The 15,638-nt window shown below is 63.9% G+C and carries 18 protein-coding genes; 9 read left to right on the top strand and 9 right to left on the bottom strand.

Features of this window, described 5'->3' with window-relative positions:
* Positions 1–201 precede the first annotated feature (201 nt).
* On the top strand, positions 202–327 hold the full coding sequence (locus P2T57_RS11350) for a hypothetical protein (RefSeq protein WP_276299322.1): 126 nt from the start codon (positions 202–204) through the stop codon (positions 325–327).
* 167 nt (positions 328–494) lie between these two features.
* Here the strand turns inward: P2T57_RS11350 and hemG are convergent, their stop codons facing one another.
* Entirely contained in the window at positions 495–1,799 is a 1,305-nt protein-coding gene (gene hemG / locus P2T57_RS11345) for a protoporphyrinogen oxidase (RefSeq protein ID WP_276299321.1), read from the bottom strand.
* A gap of 82 nt (positions 1,800–1,881) precedes the next feature.
* Positions 1,882–2,283 (bottom strand): hypothetical protein, encoded by a 402-nt coding sequence (locus tag P2T57_RS11340; protein ID WP_276299320.1) that lies wholly within the window; start codon positions 2,281–2,283, stop codon positions 1,882–1,884.
* On the opposite strand from P2T57_RS11340, the gene mobA reads away from it, so the two are divergent.
* Positions 2,282–2,989: a molybdenum cofactor guanylyltransferase gene (gene mobA / locus P2T57_RS11335; RefSeq protein WP_276299319.1), complete on the top strand. Its 708-nt coding sequence runs from the start codon at positions 2,282–2,284 to the stop codon at positions 2,987–2,989. The genes P2T57_RS11340 and mobA overlap by 2 nt on opposite strands.
* 98 nt (positions 2,990–3,087) lie before the next feature.
* Here the strand turns inward: mobA and P2T57_RS11330 are convergent, their stop codons facing one another.
* From P2T57_RS11330 to P2T57_RS11320, 3 genes are read right to left on the bottom strand one after another with little or no spacing between them, the layout of a single operon-like run.
* Positions 3,088–3,591, bottom strand: a complete 504-nt coding sequence (locus P2T57_RS11330; RefSeq protein WP_276299318.1) for a molybdopterin-dependent oxidoreductase — start codon at positions 3,589–3,591, stop codon at positions 3,088–3,090.
* 25 nt (positions 3,592–3,616) lie between these two features.
* Positions 3,617–4,807 (bottom strand): radical SAM protein, encoded by a 1,191-nt coding sequence (locus P2T57_RS11325; RefSeq protein ID WP_276299317.1) that lies wholly within the window; start codon positions 4,805–4,807, stop codon positions 3,617–3,619.
* Positions 4,808–4,814: 7 nt separating this feature from the next.
* Complete coding sequence (locus P2T57_RS11320; protein WP_276299316.1) at positions 4,815–5,345, bottom strand: halocyanin domain-containing protein; 531 nt, start codon at positions 5,343–5,345, stop codon at positions 4,815–4,817.
* A gap of 119 nt (positions 5,346–5,464) precedes the next feature.
* Here P2T57_RS11320 and P2T57_RS11315 point away from each other — a divergent pair, with 119 nt between their 5' ends.
* The 3 genes from P2T57_RS11315 (at position 5,465) to P2T57_RS11305 (ending at position 7,701) form a co-directional block, all read left to right on the top strand.
* Positions 5,465–6,070, top strand: coding sequence for a DUF7998 family protein (locus P2T57_RS11315; protein ID WP_276302102.1), 606 nt, complete (start codon positions 5,465–5,467; stop codon positions 6,068–6,070).
* 80 nt (positions 6,071–6,150) lie between these two features.
* On the top strand, positions 6,151–6,507 hold the full coding sequence (locus tag P2T57_RS11310) for an ArsR/SmtB family transcription factor (RefSeq protein ID WP_276299315.1): 357 nt from the start codon (positions 6,151–6,153) through the stop codon (positions 6,505–6,507).
* Positions 6,508–6,738: 231 nt separating this feature from the next.
* Positions 6,739–7,701: a DUF5787 family protein gene (locus tag P2T57_RS11305; protein ID WP_276299314.1), complete on the top strand. Its 963-nt coding sequence runs from the start codon at positions 6,739–6,741 to the stop codon at positions 7,699–7,701.
* A gap of 25 nt (positions 7,702–7,726) precedes the next feature.
* On the opposite strand, the gene P2T57_RS11300 is transcribed toward P2T57_RS11305, so the two are convergent.
* Complete coding sequence (locus tag P2T57_RS11300; protein ID WP_276299313.1) at positions 7,727–8,344, bottom strand: type IV pilin domain-containing protein; 618 nt, start codon at positions 8,342–8,344, stop codon at positions 7,727–7,729.
* 332 nt (positions 8,345–8,676) lie between these two features.
* Here P2T57_RS11300 and P2T57_RS11295 point away from each other — a divergent pair, with 332 nt between their 5' ends.
* Together P2T57_RS11295 and P2T57_RS11290 are read left to right on the top strand one after the other, a co-directional pair.
* Positions 8,677–9,318 (top strand): universal stress protein, encoded by a 642-nt coding sequence (locus P2T57_RS11295; RefSeq protein WP_276299312.1) that lies wholly within the window; start codon positions 8,677–8,679, stop codon positions 9,316–9,318.
* A gap of 112 nt (positions 9,319–9,430) precedes the next feature.
* On the top strand, positions 9,431–10,087 hold the full coding sequence (locus tag P2T57_RS11290) for a molybdenum cofactor guanylyltransferase (RefSeq protein ID WP_276299311.1): 657 nt from the start codon (positions 9,431–9,433) through the stop codon (positions 10,085–10,087).
* 337 nt (positions 10,088–10,424) lie between these two features.
* Here the strand turns inward: P2T57_RS11290 and yqeC are convergent, their stop codons facing one another.
* Complete coding sequence (yqeC, locus tag P2T57_RS11285; protein WP_276299310.1) at positions 10,425–11,183, bottom strand: selenium cofactor biosynthesis protein YqeC; 759 nt, start codon at positions 11,181–11,183, stop codon at positions 10,425–10,427.
* 138 nt (positions 11,184–11,321) lie between these two features.
* Between yqeC and P2T57_RS11280 the strand changes: the two genes are divergently transcribed.
* A complete protein-coding gene (locus tag P2T57_RS11280; protein ID WP_276299308.1) occupies positions 11,322–12,758 on the top strand; it encodes an arylsulfotransferase family protein in 1,437 nt (478 codons plus the stop codon).
* A gap of 14 nt (positions 12,759–12,772) precedes the next feature.
* Here P2T57_RS11280 and P2T57_RS11275 read toward each other — a convergent pair whose 3' ends face one another.
* Positions 12,773–13,597 carry an MBL fold metallo-hydrolase gene (locus P2T57_RS11275; protein WP_276299307.1) on the bottom strand — a complete coding sequence of 275 codons (825 nt, stop codon included), beginning with the start codon at positions 13,595–13,597 and terminating at the stop codon, positions 12,773–12,775.
* 613 nt (positions 13,598–14,210) lie between these two features.
* On the opposite strand from P2T57_RS11275, the gene P2T57_RS11270 reads away from it, so the two are divergent.
* A complete protein-coding gene (locus P2T57_RS11270) occupies positions 14,211–14,876 on the top strand; it encodes a chymotrypsin family serine protease (RefSeq protein WP_276299306.1) in 666 nt (221 codons plus the stop codon).
* A gap of 14 nt (positions 14,877–14,890) precedes the next feature.
* Here P2T57_RS11270 and P2T57_RS11265 read toward each other — a convergent pair whose 3' ends face one another.
* Positions 14,891–15,190 (bottom strand): hypothetical protein, encoded by a 300-nt coding sequence (locus tag P2T57_RS11265; RefSeq protein ID WP_276299305.1) that lies wholly within the window; start codon positions 15,188–15,190, stop codon positions 14,891–14,893.
* Positions 15,191–15,638: the final 448 nt, after the last annotated feature.

The raw sequence follows: 15,638 nt of genomic DNA, 5'->3' as shown, positions 1-15,638 counted from the left end.
CGTCCGAAAAACAGAACGAAAAAATTTGACTCGCTGACTTTTGATACTGGCTGTCGATTTGGTTAGCTTTCGACTCTGTTCAATAGCTATCGAGACAAAATTGAATAGTTAAAGAAACTCTTATTTGAAAGGCTGACAGGATATTTCTAGTGCGCGCGACGCTGGGCACCGTCGCGTGCAACAACAGTACTGCCCGAAGAAATGAAACGCAAAGGAAACGAAATCCCGGCCACATTCATCCTCGGCGGCTTCACCCTGATTGGCAGTGGCATGCAGTTAGGGTGGGCCGCGGTGATGGCCGGGTTTGCGATGGTGTACGCTGGATAGACATCCAACCAACCTTTCACGATTTTTCGACCGAACTTCGGAACCGATAGCGCCTCCTTCGTCGGCCGTGGTCGGAGTCTACTCGTCGCGTACCGACGTTTCCGTCTACCCCACCCACACTCCTTAAACTTTCGGATAAACCGAATATAATCGAACGCTACTGCATTTTATCCCGATTCTGGAACCACTTCCTCTATTGGCGCTGACCCTCGCTCCCTCAACTCCTCGGCAACCGTCCTCGCCTCCCGAATCCGGCCCGGAATCCCGGCCCGCGCCGTGTAGTTCGTACAGAGTCGAACCCCCTCAGGGGTCGAAACCCGGTCCAGCGCAGACCAACTCCGGTCGTAGGCGGGCATCCCGCGCCGGAGGTGGTGGACCGACAGCGGGCGGGCCGACGCGCCCGTGACCTCCTCGAACTCCGAGACAGCAACCGACGCTAATTCTTCGTCGCTCCACTCGACCGCCTCGGGGTTCTTGGACCCGCCGAGGTAGCAGGTGTAGACGCCGTTCCTGCCGAGGAGACTCGCGTTCCACGTCACGCCGAGCGTTCGGAAGTCCTCGTCGTACTGGACCTGATACCCCGCGCCGGTCAGGTCCGCCTCAGCGTGGAGGTGGACCACCGCCTGCGGGTTGTAGTTCAGGTCCCGGAGTGCAGTCGTGGTCTCCGCGGACGCGACGCCCGAGAGCAGGTCGGCGGTTACGTCCGCCGGGGTGGTCACGACGAGTTCGTCCACGCGAGTCTCGCCGGCGTCGGTTTCGACGGTGAACCCGTCGCCGTCGCGTCGAATCGCCCGAACCGGCGTCCCGAGACGGACGCTCTCGCTGTGGGCCTCAGCGAGCGCCGCGGGCAACCGCTGTAGCCCCGCGTCGAACGAGACGATTGGCGGGGCCTCCCGGCCCGCCAGCACCTTCCGGACCACCGAGGCCAGCACGCTCCCCTCGATTCCGGCCCCGTCGAGGGCCTTCGACAGCGAGTGGGCCATCGGCATCTCGCCGGGGTGCGAGCCGTAAATCCCGGCGTAGAGCGGGCCGAAGTAGTAGCGCGCGACCTCTCGGCCGAACTTCCGGGTCAGGAACTCCTCGACCGTCTCGCCCTCCTTCGCGGGGTCGGTCAGGGGTTCGAGCAAGGCCCGCGCCTTCCCGCGCCACGACAGCAGGTCGGTCGTCACGGCCTCTTGCGGGGTCTGTGGCACTCGGCGGAGTTTCCCGTCGCGGTAGACGTACAGCGGCGGGTCGGCGGCCTCGCGCATCTCGCCCGCCAGTCCCAGCGATTCGACCAGCGCCCGGATGCTCGGCGTGAGCCGAGTTCGCTGAGGGCCGAAATCGAGGACCCGCCTCTCGACCTCCTCGCTCCGGATGACCCCGCCGGGTTCGTCGTCGGCCTCGAAGACGACGCTCTCGACGCCCGACTCCCGGAGGTAGTGGTGTATCGCCAATCCCGTAATCCCGCCACCGACGATGCCGACGCTCATGGTCGATACTCCGGACCCCACCGCGGAACCTCTCACCCCGAACGTGTTCGGCGCTCGGGAAGCCGACTCACCGCTTCTCTCGTCACTCGGAGACGAGCGCGAGCGCGGTTTCGGGGTCCACCTCGCTCTCGTCGGCCACGCTCGTCGCCCACTCCTCGACCAGCGCGTCGGCAAGTCGGACCGAGAGGACGGCCAGAATCCGGCGCTCGGCGGGCGTCACCTCGCCACTCTCCCGGAGTCGCCCGAGCGCGGTTTCGAGTTCCCGGCGGCGAACCTCCTCGGCCCGGTCCCTGATTCGGTCGGCGACCTCCTCGGCGCTGGGGTCGGATTTCGTGTCCGAGTCGGCTTTCTCCTTCCTGCTTGTGTCCAGCGTAGCGACTTGGCTCACGCCAGTCGGTTGGTCCCGGTCCGCCGAATCGACTGTGCCGAACGTGTTCGGCCCAACTCCTACCGCCGAGGCCCGAAAATCGCCCCCTAGAGCCATGACGCGGGATTTCGAGACCGAGGAGCGACGCACCGACGAGCTAACCGGCGTGGTCCTCGCGGGCGGGTACTCCCGGCGATTCGGCGACGAGGACAAGGCGCTGGCCGACCTCGGTGGCCGACCCCTCCTCGGGCGGGTCGTCGCCCGACTCGCCGAGGTCGCCGACAGAGTGGTGGTCAACTGCCGGGCCGACCAGCGCCGTCGATTCGAGCGCGCGCTCGCCCCGGAGTCCGCCGCCGTCTCGGCCTCGGTCGGGTTCGCCGAGGACCCGGTTCCGGACCGCGGGCCACTGTTCGGCTTCCGGACCGCGCTCGCCGAGGTCGAGACCGAGGCCTGCGCGCTCGCGGCGTGTGACGCGCCGTTTCTGGACCCGCGGCTGGTCGCGGACCTCGCCGGGCGACTCGTCGAGGACGAAACCGCCCAAGCAGTCGCGCTCCGGACCGGCGGTCGCCCGCACCCCACGCAGGCAGTCTATCGGACCGCCCCGGCGGAATCGGCCTGTGAGAGTCTCATCGACGCCGGGGAAAGTCGGCTCTCGGCCCTCCTCGACCGTCTCGCCACCCGACCGGTCTCGGCCGAGGAGGTCGCCGGGAACCCCGCCCGGAGCGTCTTCGACGTGGACACGTCCGCGGACCGCGAGCGGGCCGAAGCGATGCTCGACCCGAACTCTGCTATCGGTCTCGGAGAACTCGTCGCGCCGCGGTAGCGTCGGGCGCTCCTCGGTACGATACTCTGGGTCTCGGCGTCCGAAAAAAGTGGGGTGGATGACAGATACTCGGCAGGGATGGGATGGACGACAGGTACTCAGCCAACTCGCGGTTCTTCCCCGGCGTCGAGCGCGACCGCGGCGATTCGCTCGACGCGCTTGACCAGTCGCTCGCCCGCCACGTCCTCGGCGATGAGTCTGGGCAGGCCCTCCTCGTCGCCGTCGCGGCCCGCTCGGCGCTCGAACGCCAGAATCCCGTCGAGCGCCGACCGAATCGGGACCTCGGCTGTGAAGTCGTCGGCTTCGACCCGGAGGTGTGTCGTCTCGCCGGGGAAATCGGTCGCGGCGGCGAGCGCGTCGATGGGAACGCCAGTCCACTCGTCGGTCGCGCGCACGCCCGACGCGCACTCGACCGTGCAGGTCTGGGTCGCGCGTGGGAAACCATCTATTTGAGAGGCCGAGACGACGATTCGGTCTCGCCCCTCGACTGCGACCGCGGGAGAGGTCCCGCAGTCGTCGGGGCCGCGGTCGTTGGGGTCGGCGTCCGGTCTCGCCGCCGAGCGGTCGTCGCCGTCCGCTGATTCTGCGTTCGTCGGAGGCATGTCTGTGGGAACCTGTGTCTCACGGCTACGGTGCGTTCGTGGCGGGATTTTTGCTGGACCCCGCCGGGTCGGCGTCGTCCCACGGGAGCGGGCCGTCGTAGTCCTCGGGGACGAACGAGCAGAGGGGGTCGCTTTCGAGGGGATTCCCGGTCGTGGCGTAGGCTCTGGACCTGCTTCCGCCACAGACGTTCCGGTAGGGGCAGGCCCCGCACTTGCCGCGGAGGGCGTCCTTGTCCCGGAGCGACTCGAACAGGTCTGAGTGCCGGTAGATGTCGGTGATGGGTCGATTGCGGACGTTGCCCGCCGACTCGGGCAGGAACCCCGAGGGGTAGACCTCGCCGGTGTGGCTCACGAAGGCGAAGCCGTCGCCCGCGGTGATGCCCATCTGGCGGTCCGGGGAGGCGTCGGTCTGCTGGACCGCGACCCGGCGGTAGTGGGGCGCTTCGGTCGTCTTGAGACCGAACGGCCAGTCGTCGCTCTCCTCGACCAGCCACTCCATCACGCGCTCGGCGCGGTCCGGCGAGATGGGGTCGAGGGCCGCGCCCCGACCGACCGGGACGAGGAAGAAGACGCTCCAGAGGACCGCGCCGAGGTCGGCCACCAACTCGGCGATGTCGGGCAGGTCCGCGATGGTCTGGCGACAGACCGTGGTGTTGACCTGCAAGGGCAGTCCCTCGTTGGTCGCGGACTGGGCGGCCGACACCGTGTCCTCGAAACTGCCGGCCTCGCCCCGGAAAGCGTCGTGGCGCTCGGCGTTCGCGCCGTCGATGCTGACCGCCATCCGGCGCAGGCCCGCGTCGGCGAGGTCCGCCACCGCGTCGGGCGACAGCGAGGAGGTCCCACTGGGGGTCATCGTGACGCTCAGGCCGATGTCGGTGCCGTACTCCACGAGGTCCACCGCGTCGTCGCGCTTCAGGGGGTCGCCGCCCGAGAAAACCACGAGTTGGTCCTCGCCGAACTCGCGCGTTTGGTCGAGGAGTCGCTTGGCCTCCTCGGTCGTGAGTTCGTCGGGGTGGCGATTTGGTTGGGCGTCGGCCCGGCAGTGTTCGCAGGTCAGGTCGCAGGCTTGGGTCAACTCCCAGATGAGGACGAATGGCCGCTCGTCGGTGTCCACCCGGCGGGGCGGACCGCCCGAGCGACTCGGCTTTCCGGACGGCGGGGGACCGTCCGAGTCATCCGCGGGCGACCTGCCCGAGCGATTCGCGGGGTTCGTCATGGCGGGGTTACTCCACGACGATTGCGCCCTTCATGCCCATCGCCTTGTGGGGCGTGCAGGCGTACTTGTAGGTTCCCGCGCTGTCGAACGTCTGGGAGAAGGTGTGGCCTTCGTCGCCGACCATCTCGGACTCGAAGTCGCCGCTCTCGCTGGCGACGTTGTGCGACCCGCCCTTGCCGGTCCACTCCCAGACGACCTTGGTGCCCTTCGAGACTTTGACCGCAGGGGGCGAGAACGCGAACGCGCCGTTGTTGCCCTCCGTGCCCACCTTTACGGTCACTTCCGATTTTCCGGTCTTGTCCGTCACGCTGTCGTAGTTGGAGGTGTTGTCGAACCACCCGTCGAAGCTCATCGAGTTGCTTCCGTCGCCACTGCTCCCGCCATCGTCACCGCTTCCGCCGTCGTCGCTGGACCCGCCGTCGTCGCCGGAACCGCTTCCGTCGCCGCCGCCGCTGGAACAGCCAGCGATTGCCATCGTCGTCGCTCCCACAGCCATCGTCTTCAACATCGAACGTCGGTCGAGAGTATCTCGGGTCATCTTCACTCCCAGCTTTGGGGGCTACATAAATGGGGGTAGCCCTGATTCCCAGTCGATGAAAATGGCGTCCGAACGTGTTCGGGGCTACCCACTCCGGGCGCGGGAGCGTACTCACGGACATGCCCGGATTCCCGCGCCCCTTCAGCACCGACGACGCCGACGACGAGACGTTCGACGACTACGACGAGTTCCGCCCGGACCACCTGCCCGACCCCGGCCCCTTTCTGGCCGAGGCCGACGTGCTGACCGGCGACGACCACGCCGACTTCCACCAGCGCACGCGCGACATCTTCGAGGAGCGCGGGGTCTACGACGCCACCTTCGGCTACAACCTCGCGCGCCTCAACCTCGACTCCCGGCACCCCGACGCCGGGTGGCGATACGCCGTTGCGCCCGACGACGCCCCGGCCTCGGGAGAATCGGGGGACGGGAAAGGGGTCCTCCTCGCGGAGTTCACGCCGACCACCGAGTTCTGCCCCCAGAGCGACAGTCTCACGGTCGGTGCCTTCCGGGCGTGGAACGGCCTGAGTGACCGTCACGAGTACGTCCTCGTGCGCGTGGCAGTCTCGCCGATGCACCACCAGAGTACCGAAATCAACGAGAAACTGCGCGGGTTGGAGGGCAGTCTCGGTGATGGAGGGGACAATATAGAGATTGAGGAAAGAAGTACAGACGTTGCTGAAGAATTGAAGGACAGTTCCGACGATGACCCGCTTCCGTTCTGAATTGGCAGTTTCGCCCAGTCTGATAAGAAAAGTGTCTTAACAAGCAATAAGTAAAATTATATATAGATTCGGCTATCAATATGCCTGCATCAGAAGACCGGTCTACGGCCAGACGCCGGGTCGAGTCGGAACTCCTGAACGACACCCTCAACTTCGACCGGGAGGTCGAGCGACTGAAAGCAGTCGGCGAGGAGACCCGATTCACCGTCCTCTATCTGTTGAACGCCGAAGACGGACTCCACAGCGGGGAATTAGCCGACCTTCTCGACAGGAAGCAAAACGACCTCTACCACCACCTGAACAGGTTGGAGGACGCCGGACTGGTCGGTAAGCGCCGGGCCGACGACGGCGGCCGAATCTACGAACTGTCACCGCTGGCCGAAGCGATGGTCGAACCGCTGTTCGACTCCATTCAGTCCCGCGCAGAGGCAGTCTGACGAATCGGAATCCGCAGTCGAATCTCCTCAAACCACCTCGCGCTCGGCCTCGATTCGCTCGGCGAGTTCGTCAGTTATCTCGGTCCACGTCCGGTCGGCCAGTCGCACTGATTCGTCTGCTGTCACGTCTCCCGGTTCTGGAACGCCGACCGTAAGCCGACTCCTCGTGTGGAAGGGTATCGCTTCCCATCGAGCGCGAACTTTTTCTTCCCCGCGTCCGGAGGAGTCGTCGTGCGCGAGTACCCCTTCGAGTTGGCGCTGTGTGCCCACCTCGAAGCCAACCACGAGGCCGTCGTCGCCCGCCAACTCGGCGGCGGCGTCCGAAAGCCGGCCAACCGCGTCCTCGACGTGGTGTGCGTCGAACCCGGCCCGGAGATGGACGCCAGAGCCTCGCTGACGCCCGAGACGATTCCGGACGCCGCCATCGAGAGCGAGGTTTCCGTCGGAGAGAGTTGCAACCCCGTGGCGGCCATCGACGCTTCGCCGAAATATTCTCGAAAGGTGGCCGAGCGCGCGGTCGAAATCGGCTTCTTCGAGCGTGCAACTGGGTTTGGCGTCAGACAGACTGCCCGATACCCCGACGACTGGTTCGGGCGAATCGTCGCCATCGAGAACAAACCCGACTTGGGCGACCCCGGTGACCTCGAACTCCAACTTCGGAAGGACGCCGCGCTCGCGCTGGCCGACGAGGTTGTGCTGGCCACCGAGAGCTACGTCACCGGCGCGCATCTCAACCGAATCCCCGAATCGGTCGGCGTCTGGCGGTTCCACCCCGAGTCTGGCGAGCGAGAGGTTGTCCGCGAGGCCGACCCCCTGCCCGCCGACGAGGACGGAACCGAGATTCTTGCCGAACACCTCGTGCAGACCGACGTGGCGCTCGTCTCGGCCGACGAGAAGGCCCGACGGCGCAGGAAAGTGGCCGAACGGGCTTACGGCAAGGGGTGGCGGCCCGACGAGTTCCCGGCCTGCGCCGAAGTCGAAGCGGTCGAACGCGAGGACAGCGCCGGTCTGCCCTACTGTGCGTGGAAGGGTCGGGTCGTCAACCCCGCGACCTGCGGGCCGGACTGCCCCGGTCACGACCCGGCGGACCCGCCCGACGTGGACCGTGAGTCTGCGCGAGACGGTCGGACGCCGTGGGTCGCCGACCCCGAGGGGAAGGCCCGCAGGCAGTCGGGGTTGGACCGGTTCGGGTGAGCGCGGGCGGTAGAGAGAAACGACCTCAGACGGTCTCCTCGTAGACGACCGAGGTCATCCCCCACCCGGACGACTCGTAGACGACCCTGACGGTATCGCCCTCGGCGAGTTCGTCGTCGGCCATCGCGCAGTCGTCGGAGGCGTCGCGGTCGATGAACACGGTTCCACACCCGCCGGAGAATCTCACGTCGAGGTCGCCGTCGGCCACGGGGTAGCCGCCGTAGTTGTTCTCCCACAGCACGACCCGGAAGGACTTGCCGGCCTCGACAGTTCCCACGCCGGCGAGGGGGTCGAGGGTCTCTCCTCGCGTGCCGCCGAATCCGCCGATGTCCCACGCTCGCTGTCCGTTCACCGTGACTCGCAGGTTGTCGGCGTCGATGGTCTCGCCGCCCTCGTGGTGGACAACGACCGCCATCGCGGTGTGGATGCGGCCGCCGTCGAAGACCGTGACGGTCTCGATGGTCGTATCGAACGTCGCTGAGGGCGCTGGTTCGCCGATTTGGGCGGCCGTCCCGAAGACGTACACGCCGACGGTCGCCGCGAGGACGACGACGGCGGCAACCATCAGGACAACGCCGATGACGGAACTAACGCCCCGGTTCTGGTTCGATGCGAGGTCGTGGAGTGGCGATTTCGGTCTCATGAATCGTTCGGTGAGCGTGGGTTGTCGGCAAGCGGGTCGGTCGTGAGGCCGGTCGGGGACGAGCGGACGGGGAACCGGCGAACGTTCGGTTCGATTGATGTATCGAAGGCTGTCTTCGATATTTGGGGTTTATTCGTAGCCGAATAGCGTCTCGAAATACTGGAAATTGAACTGAGTTGGTCTCGTCTGTGATACTTCCTCTCTCCGGGGATAATAAATGTTGGACACTGCTGTCGGCGGTCGGAGTCGGTGGCGTCCGGGCCACGGCGCTCCGGGACCGCGAGTCGGCACCGACAACGGTGTTTTTCTGTCTCAACGTCGAATGGTGGGGTATGTACGACCGGATTCTGGTCCCGACCGACGGCACCGACCAAGCACCCGTAGTCGAACAGGCGCTGAACGTGGCCGAACTCGCCGACGCCACGGTTCACGTCCTCTACGTGGTAGACGAGAAGGCGCTGGACTACCAGCCATCCGAGTCCGGTCGGAAGGAGACCCGAAACGCCCGCAGGGAGGAGGGCCAGCAGGCAACCGATGAAATCGCCGACGAGGCCCGCGACCGAGGCCTCGAAGTGGTCACCACTATCGAGGAGGGAACCCCGGCCGAGACCATCGTCGGCTATGCCGAGGACGAGAAGATGGACATGGTGGTCATGGGGACCCACGGCCGGTCGGGCGTGGACCGTTACGTCCTCGGGAGCGTGACCGAACAGGTCGTCCGCAAGTCTGAGGTCCCGGTGCTGACGGTCAACCTCGCGCGCCAGCGCCGGGCGGTCCGCGACGACGAGACCGCAATCGAGCGCGCCAGACAGGTGCTGGCCGACGAGGGCCACGAAATCGCCGAGATACCGGAAGACCCCTATCGGGAGAGCAACACGTGGCTCGTCCGGACCGAGACCACCGACGGCGAGACGTTCAACGTCCACATCGACGCCGCCTCCGGCGAGGCCCGACTGGCACGCATCGGGAAGTGAGACACCGAAGCAACAATTACAATTCTTACACAAATAAGAAGTTGTGTCTCGGGTGGCGCGAACGGGGCCACCCACCCCGGCGTTCTTTGTCTTGGAAAACCAACACCAGCGCATGCCAGCGGGAGTCGTCCTCGCGGGCGGTCGCTCGACGCGGTTCGGCGAGGCGGACAAGGCCGTCGCCGACCTCGCGGGCGTGCCGATGCTTCGCCGGGTCGCCGACCGCCTCGCAGGGGTCGTGGACGTGTTGGTGGTCAACTGCCGGGCCGACCAGCGCGAGGAGGTCGCCGAGGTCCTCTCGAGCTACGACCGCCCGGTCCGGTTCGCGGTCGATACCGACCCCGACGAGGGACCGATGGCCGGTATCCGGACCGGCCTCCGCGAAGTCGAGGCCACCACCGAGGAGTACGCCTTCGTCACGGCCTGCGACATGCCGTTTCTCGACCCCGGCCTCGTGGACTACCTCCTCGGATGCGCCAAGAATCCAGACGACGAGGCTCCGCAGACCGGAACCGCGGACCGCTACGACGCCGCGGTCCCGCGGCCCACCGAGTGGTTCGAGACCACCCATGCCGTCTACCGGGCCGGGCCGATGGCCGACGCCTGCGACGAGGCCTTGCTGGCGGGCGAGCGCAAAATCATCGAACCCCTGTTCGAGTTGGATTTCGTGGCGGTCGGCGAGGAGGACCTCGCTGACTTCGACGCCGAGAGTTTCGAGAGCGTGGACACACCCGAGGAGTTCACGGCGGCCGAGGAGCGTCTCGGGGACTGATTTCGGGGTGTTTCGGAGTCGCTGGTATCGAGTGAATTCCTGAAGAGGCCAGAGTGGGACGAGTTCCTGAAAGAATTGGAGTTCGGTGAGTCGGTGGTAGAACTGAAGTTGGATGAGTGGCTACCAGAACTGGAGTCGCAGAGAAGCTGGCTTCAGGCTTGAGCAACGCCGTCTACCGCACAGCCCCGAACCGCAACCGCGGACCTCACACCTCCCCAACCTCCTGTGGTCCTCGGCCTTCGGCCTGCGGTCCTCGTCCCTCGCGCGGTTCGGCGCGGTCACAAGAGACCGCGCCAGCACGCGCCGGGTGGATTTCTCAGTAGAAGTGACGCCCGACTCACTCCACGACTGCGACCACGGGGTCGTCGGCGACCATCCGGGCCAGCACGACGCGGGGGACCGAATCGGGGGCGCAGGCCAGAACTTCTCCGGCGATTTCCCGGCCTACGGTCTCCAACTCCGGGGAATCGACCATGTTCACGACCGGAATCGCGGTCGCCGATTCGGGGACGTTTTTCAGTCCTCCTCGGTCGCTGGCGAGGACCGCGGCCACGTCGTCCGGGCCGATTCGCTCGCCGGGGTCGCACCCCGCGATGTCGGCCACTCGGTCCGGGCGATGGACGCGCTCCTCGGTGAGCGGTTCGCCGACCACGCGGGCGCTGGCGACGGGAACCACGGTGTCCGCCGCTTCCGGAATCTGGGGTTCGCGCTCGTTCGGGGCCTTGAGCCACCGGGAGCGCGCACCGTCGGCTTTCACGAGGAGCGCCCCGTCGTGGACCCCTGCGAGGCCACCGACCGTCTCGGGGTCGTAGCCCCGGTAGCGGTCGTCTCGCTCGCGCTCAGGGACCAGACCCACTGGAAAGCGGTCGGCCGCGGCGAGGGCAGTCTCGGGGTCGTCGGTGACGACCACATCTGCGACCTCGGCGTCGAAAATCGGGATGCGGACCGTCGCGGTCACGACCGGACGCCCGGACCCGACCGGCCCATCGAGCAGGTCGGCCAGCGCGTAGAGCGTCGTCTTCTTCCCGCCAGCGCCGACCACGCAGGTCAGGCCGGACTCGGCGTCGAGGACGCTGGCGAGGTCGGGAGGCGACATCCCGACCGAGTACGCCGAGGAGACACAAAGTATTCACGTCAGAACTGCAACCATCCGGGCGTGAATCGCGGTCCTCGTCGGTTCGGGGCCGCCTCGCTACCAGTAGCTAAAAACCGAACAACGTCGATACCCGAATCCATGCGAACGTCCTTCCGGCGGCCACTCGCCGCCACGGTAGCCCTGTTGTGTTGCCTCTCGATGATGACGCCCGTCGTCGCCACGCCCGGCGGAGTCGGGCCTGCAAGCGGTGCGAACGTCTCTGCCCAAGACGGCGCGCCGAACCCCTGCGCGGGAACCGTCACCCAACCCGCGAACGGAACGACCGTCATCAGCGTGCAAGGATTCAAGTTCGGCGATGGCGGCGGCAAGCGCCCCGCCAAACTCGTGGGCGTCGGCCCGACCGGTGAGATTCGGTGGGTCCACCAGAGCGCCGAGAAGTACGGCGTCGTCTGGGGCTACGACGTGGACCCGATGGACAACGGGAACATCTTCGTCACCGCGACGCTGAAGAACCACCGGACGCTGGTCTACGAGTTCAATCCCGAGACCCAAGAGCGCGTCTGGTCGAAGACCTTCGAACTCGGGGATACCCACGACGCCGACCTCATCAACAACGGCACCGAGATTCTGGTGGCGAACATGCGAAACTACAACGCCACCGCCGACCGCAACGACGACCGCATCTTCGTCTACAACCGCACGACCGAGGAAATCGAGTGGGAGTGGCGCTTCGACGACCACTACAATCCCGAGAATCTGGAGGAGAACTACACCGACGACTGGACCCACGTCAACGACGTGGACAAAATCGGCGAGGGTCTGTATCTGGCCTCGCCCCGGAACTTCGACCAAGCCATCGTCGTCAATCGCTCCACGAACGAAATCGTGATGAAACTCGGCGAGGACGGCGACAAGAGCATCCTCGCGGAACAGCACAACCCCGACTACCTCGAAAGCGACAACGGGACGCCGACGCTCATCGTCGGCGACAGCGAGAACAACCGCATCGTGGAGTACGCCAATCCCGACGGCGACCTGACTGACGGCGATGGCTGGCAGAGGACGTGGACGCTGAGAGGCGACCTGAACTGGCCTCGTGACGCCGACCGACTGCCGGGCGGGAACACCTTGGTCACCGACTCGGCCAACCACCGCGTCGCCGAGGTCACGCCCGAGGGCGAGGTCGTTTGGGAGTTCTACGCCCCGTGGCTGGTCTACGACGCGGCCCGCATCCCGGCGGGCGAACACGGCGGCCCGACCATGACCGACCTGAACGCCACCGGCACCTACCGGATTCAGGGCGGCGCGGGCCTCCACGAGAACCAGACGCGACTCAGCGCCTGCCACGACGTGCTGGAGAACGTCACCGGACTGGCCGACGGAAGTTCCGCCACCGACGACGAGGCCACGACCACCGAGGGCGCGATAGCCGACGAGACGACCGAGACCGGCGCTGAATCGACCGACGAGACTGGCGACCCCGCGGACTCGACCGGCGTCCCCGGATTCGGACCGGTCGCGGCGTTCACGGCGCTGGCCCTCGGACTCGGTATCGGAATCGCTCGGCGTCGATAAGTACTTCTCTTTTTTCAGAGGTCGTACTGCTCGCCGTCCACCGCCAGCGGCTCCTCGAAGGCCTCCTCGACGGGGTAGTAGTGAGCGACGTGGACGAGGCGAGTCTCGTCGGCGTTGAGTTCGTCGGCCAGCGCCAGCGCCCCTTCGCGGGTCATGTGCTTGGTGCCGAAGGTGCGGGGCACGCCGTCGGGACCGTGGTGGTCGCCGCCGAGCGGGTGGTGTTCGCAGAGGGCCGCCGGGACGATGCCGTCGGCAAGCAGGAGGTCGGCGTCCGAGAGGAGTTCCCGGCTTTCGTCGGGCACGTCGTAGTTGGTGTCGCCGGTTAGCGCGAGTCTCGCGCCGGTCTCGGGGTCCTCGACCACGACGCCGTAGCAGAGCATCGGCGGGTGTTCGACCGGCACGAGGGTGACTTCGAGGCCGCAGACCTCGAAGGGTTCGAGCGGCGTCTGGTCGTTGACCGTCACCCGGTCGAGGTAGTCGTACTTCGAGCGAATCGTGTCGGCCACGCTCTCGTCGGTCAGGGGGTCGGTCTCGTCGGCGGCGTGGACCGGTAGGTCGTCGAACAACCGGTAGGCGTTGCCGAGGCCGTCCAAGTGGTCGAAGTGGACGTGCGTGATGACGGCCTCGTCGGGGAGTCCGACCTCGTGGGTCAGAAACTGGTGGCGGAAGTCGGGGCTGGCGTCCACGAGGAGGGCCTCGCCGGTCCGGTCGTTGCGGACGTGGACCGAGAACCGCGAGCGCTCGACGCCGCGTCGGCGGGCCTCCTCGCAGGTCTCGCAGTCGCAGTCCGGCGTGGGCGTCCCGGTGGTGTCCCCGGTACCGAGCAACGTAATCTGCATTTACCGGGAGTAGTCGCTTGGGGTACAAAGTTGTCCGGGACATCGCGGAAAGTGAAGGATGCAAGCCTGTTCGTTACTCCTCGTCCGAACCCCGATGGGGTCGCTGGTGAACTCGAAGCGTTCGGGGGTCGAGTTCCGACGTGCAGTAGCGTAGTAGTATATTCTCAGCTCTCTCGCCCGAGTAGTATGATATAAAAAATTTAGAAAACCATTAGTATTCTAAGTATATTTTATATCAAATATATCGGATAAGAATACGGTTTCGCGGCGTGAGTCGTTAAAAGCAGTTGGGACCGGGCTGACACTCAACACTATCCCATTCACAAGTACGGTCTCAAACCAATTTGTTCGCATTACTACTGTTAAACGTGGGAATGAGATCATAGAACGTAAACGCGTTCCAGCAGACTGGTGGAATCAAGTTACCAAAGCTCGGAATATACGTGAGAAAATCGCCCAGAAATTCGCCGGGAGTAGTTTTGTCCAGGATGTTGCAATTGGGGTTGCACCAGAGACTAATTCTGGCCGACGGGAGTTCCAAGTAAATATATACGTAAATAAAGATAAGGGAGCTCCTCACAACCTACCAGAGGAAGTTGATGGGGTAAATGTCGTGACTCAAAAACACGAACCTTCAGAAGAATTGGGATGTCATCAACAGACATACGAGACTGTTCCGGGTGGGGTCATTTGTGGCCCTGAAAGTTCCAAATACGGTACCAGTACCCATCGTGTACTCGGTTCAAATGGAACTGGAAGTTATCTACTAACAGCCGCTCATATTTTTAGCGATATTACTTGTGGAACGGGGGCCAAAGTATATCAATACGGTCAGAAGGTCGGTGAGATTGTAGACTTTTACGGTGGACTTGACGCGGCGATCGTTGATCAAACAGCTGATACGGAGGTGAGTGGATTTAGTAACAAAATCGAAGGCGCAAACTGGGGGCCAGTAAACGGACATGTAACCCGAAATGGAGTTATTGACTTAGCTGGGAATGAAACAGAAATATACAAAATGGGCGTGATAACTTGCAAAACGAGTGGAAGAATAAAGGAAGACGAAAGAAGTCGAGCGGGATCGTGTGGTTCCGGTTCTGGTTACCTTCGATACACCTGCTACGCTGAACAAGGCGATTCTGGGGGTCCAGTATATGCGGAAAAAACGAGCCCTATCGATGGAGATAAATACATTGCAACGATCGGGCTCATAACTACTGCAACAATCTGCTCATCTGCATACTCAATAAATAACAATACTGGATATATTTTCTCGTAGAAGTATTCAACACTTTAGTAAACATAGTAGCTATTTACCTCCCTAATAACATAGATCAAGAAAACTAATGGTTTCAGTATGAGACGCACAGTAATTGCACTTGCTATAATACTTCTCGTGACTGGCTGTACCGCCTTCCAGAATACGCCCAATTTGACGACGGTTTCCCCGTCGGAAACTACGTCGGTCACGTCATCCCCGACTCTAACAGAGAGACCGACCTCAGCATCCACGTCTTCACCGACCCAGACGAATACCAATAAATCGATACCGGAAGTAACGCTTGCAGAGAAAAAGCCAGTCTCCGAGTTCAAGTGGCAACCCCCGCTGAACCGCTCGGTAGCGACGATTTCAGTCGGTGGCTCGACAGCGAAATATGGCGACTCAGCCCACAAATATATAATCTGGAATAATGCATCGACTAATCGGACTATCGCAGTCGTCGTTCGGACACCGGACACAACAGTAGTCAATCGAACTGTCCGGTTGCCTCCAAACACTGTCGTTCTCATCGACGTACGCGAACCGAATAGCTATCGAACGAATATCCGTCTCTACGAGGAGGCAACTACTATCTCAAACCTCACGATCATTGATGACCGCGACAACTTCGATTGCAACACGAAAAACGTTAAGGTCGCACTCCTCGGCGACAGTCGTGTCGGCGTCTCTGTGGATACAACGCTAGTCGCTTGCGGTACGACAACAGGTTAGTTACGGCTACACTCTGGTGAATGATTTCTTTATAGGGCTGACGGTGCT

Origin of the sequence: Halorussus lipolyticus (assembly GCF_029338375.1) — an archaeon.
Lineage (GTDB): Archaea > Halobacteriota > Halobacteria > Halobacteriales > Haladaptataceae > Halorussus > Halorussus lipolyticus.
The sequence above is the reverse complement of the archived record's forward strand: the minus strand, read 5'-3'. Positions and strand labels throughout refer to the sequence as shown.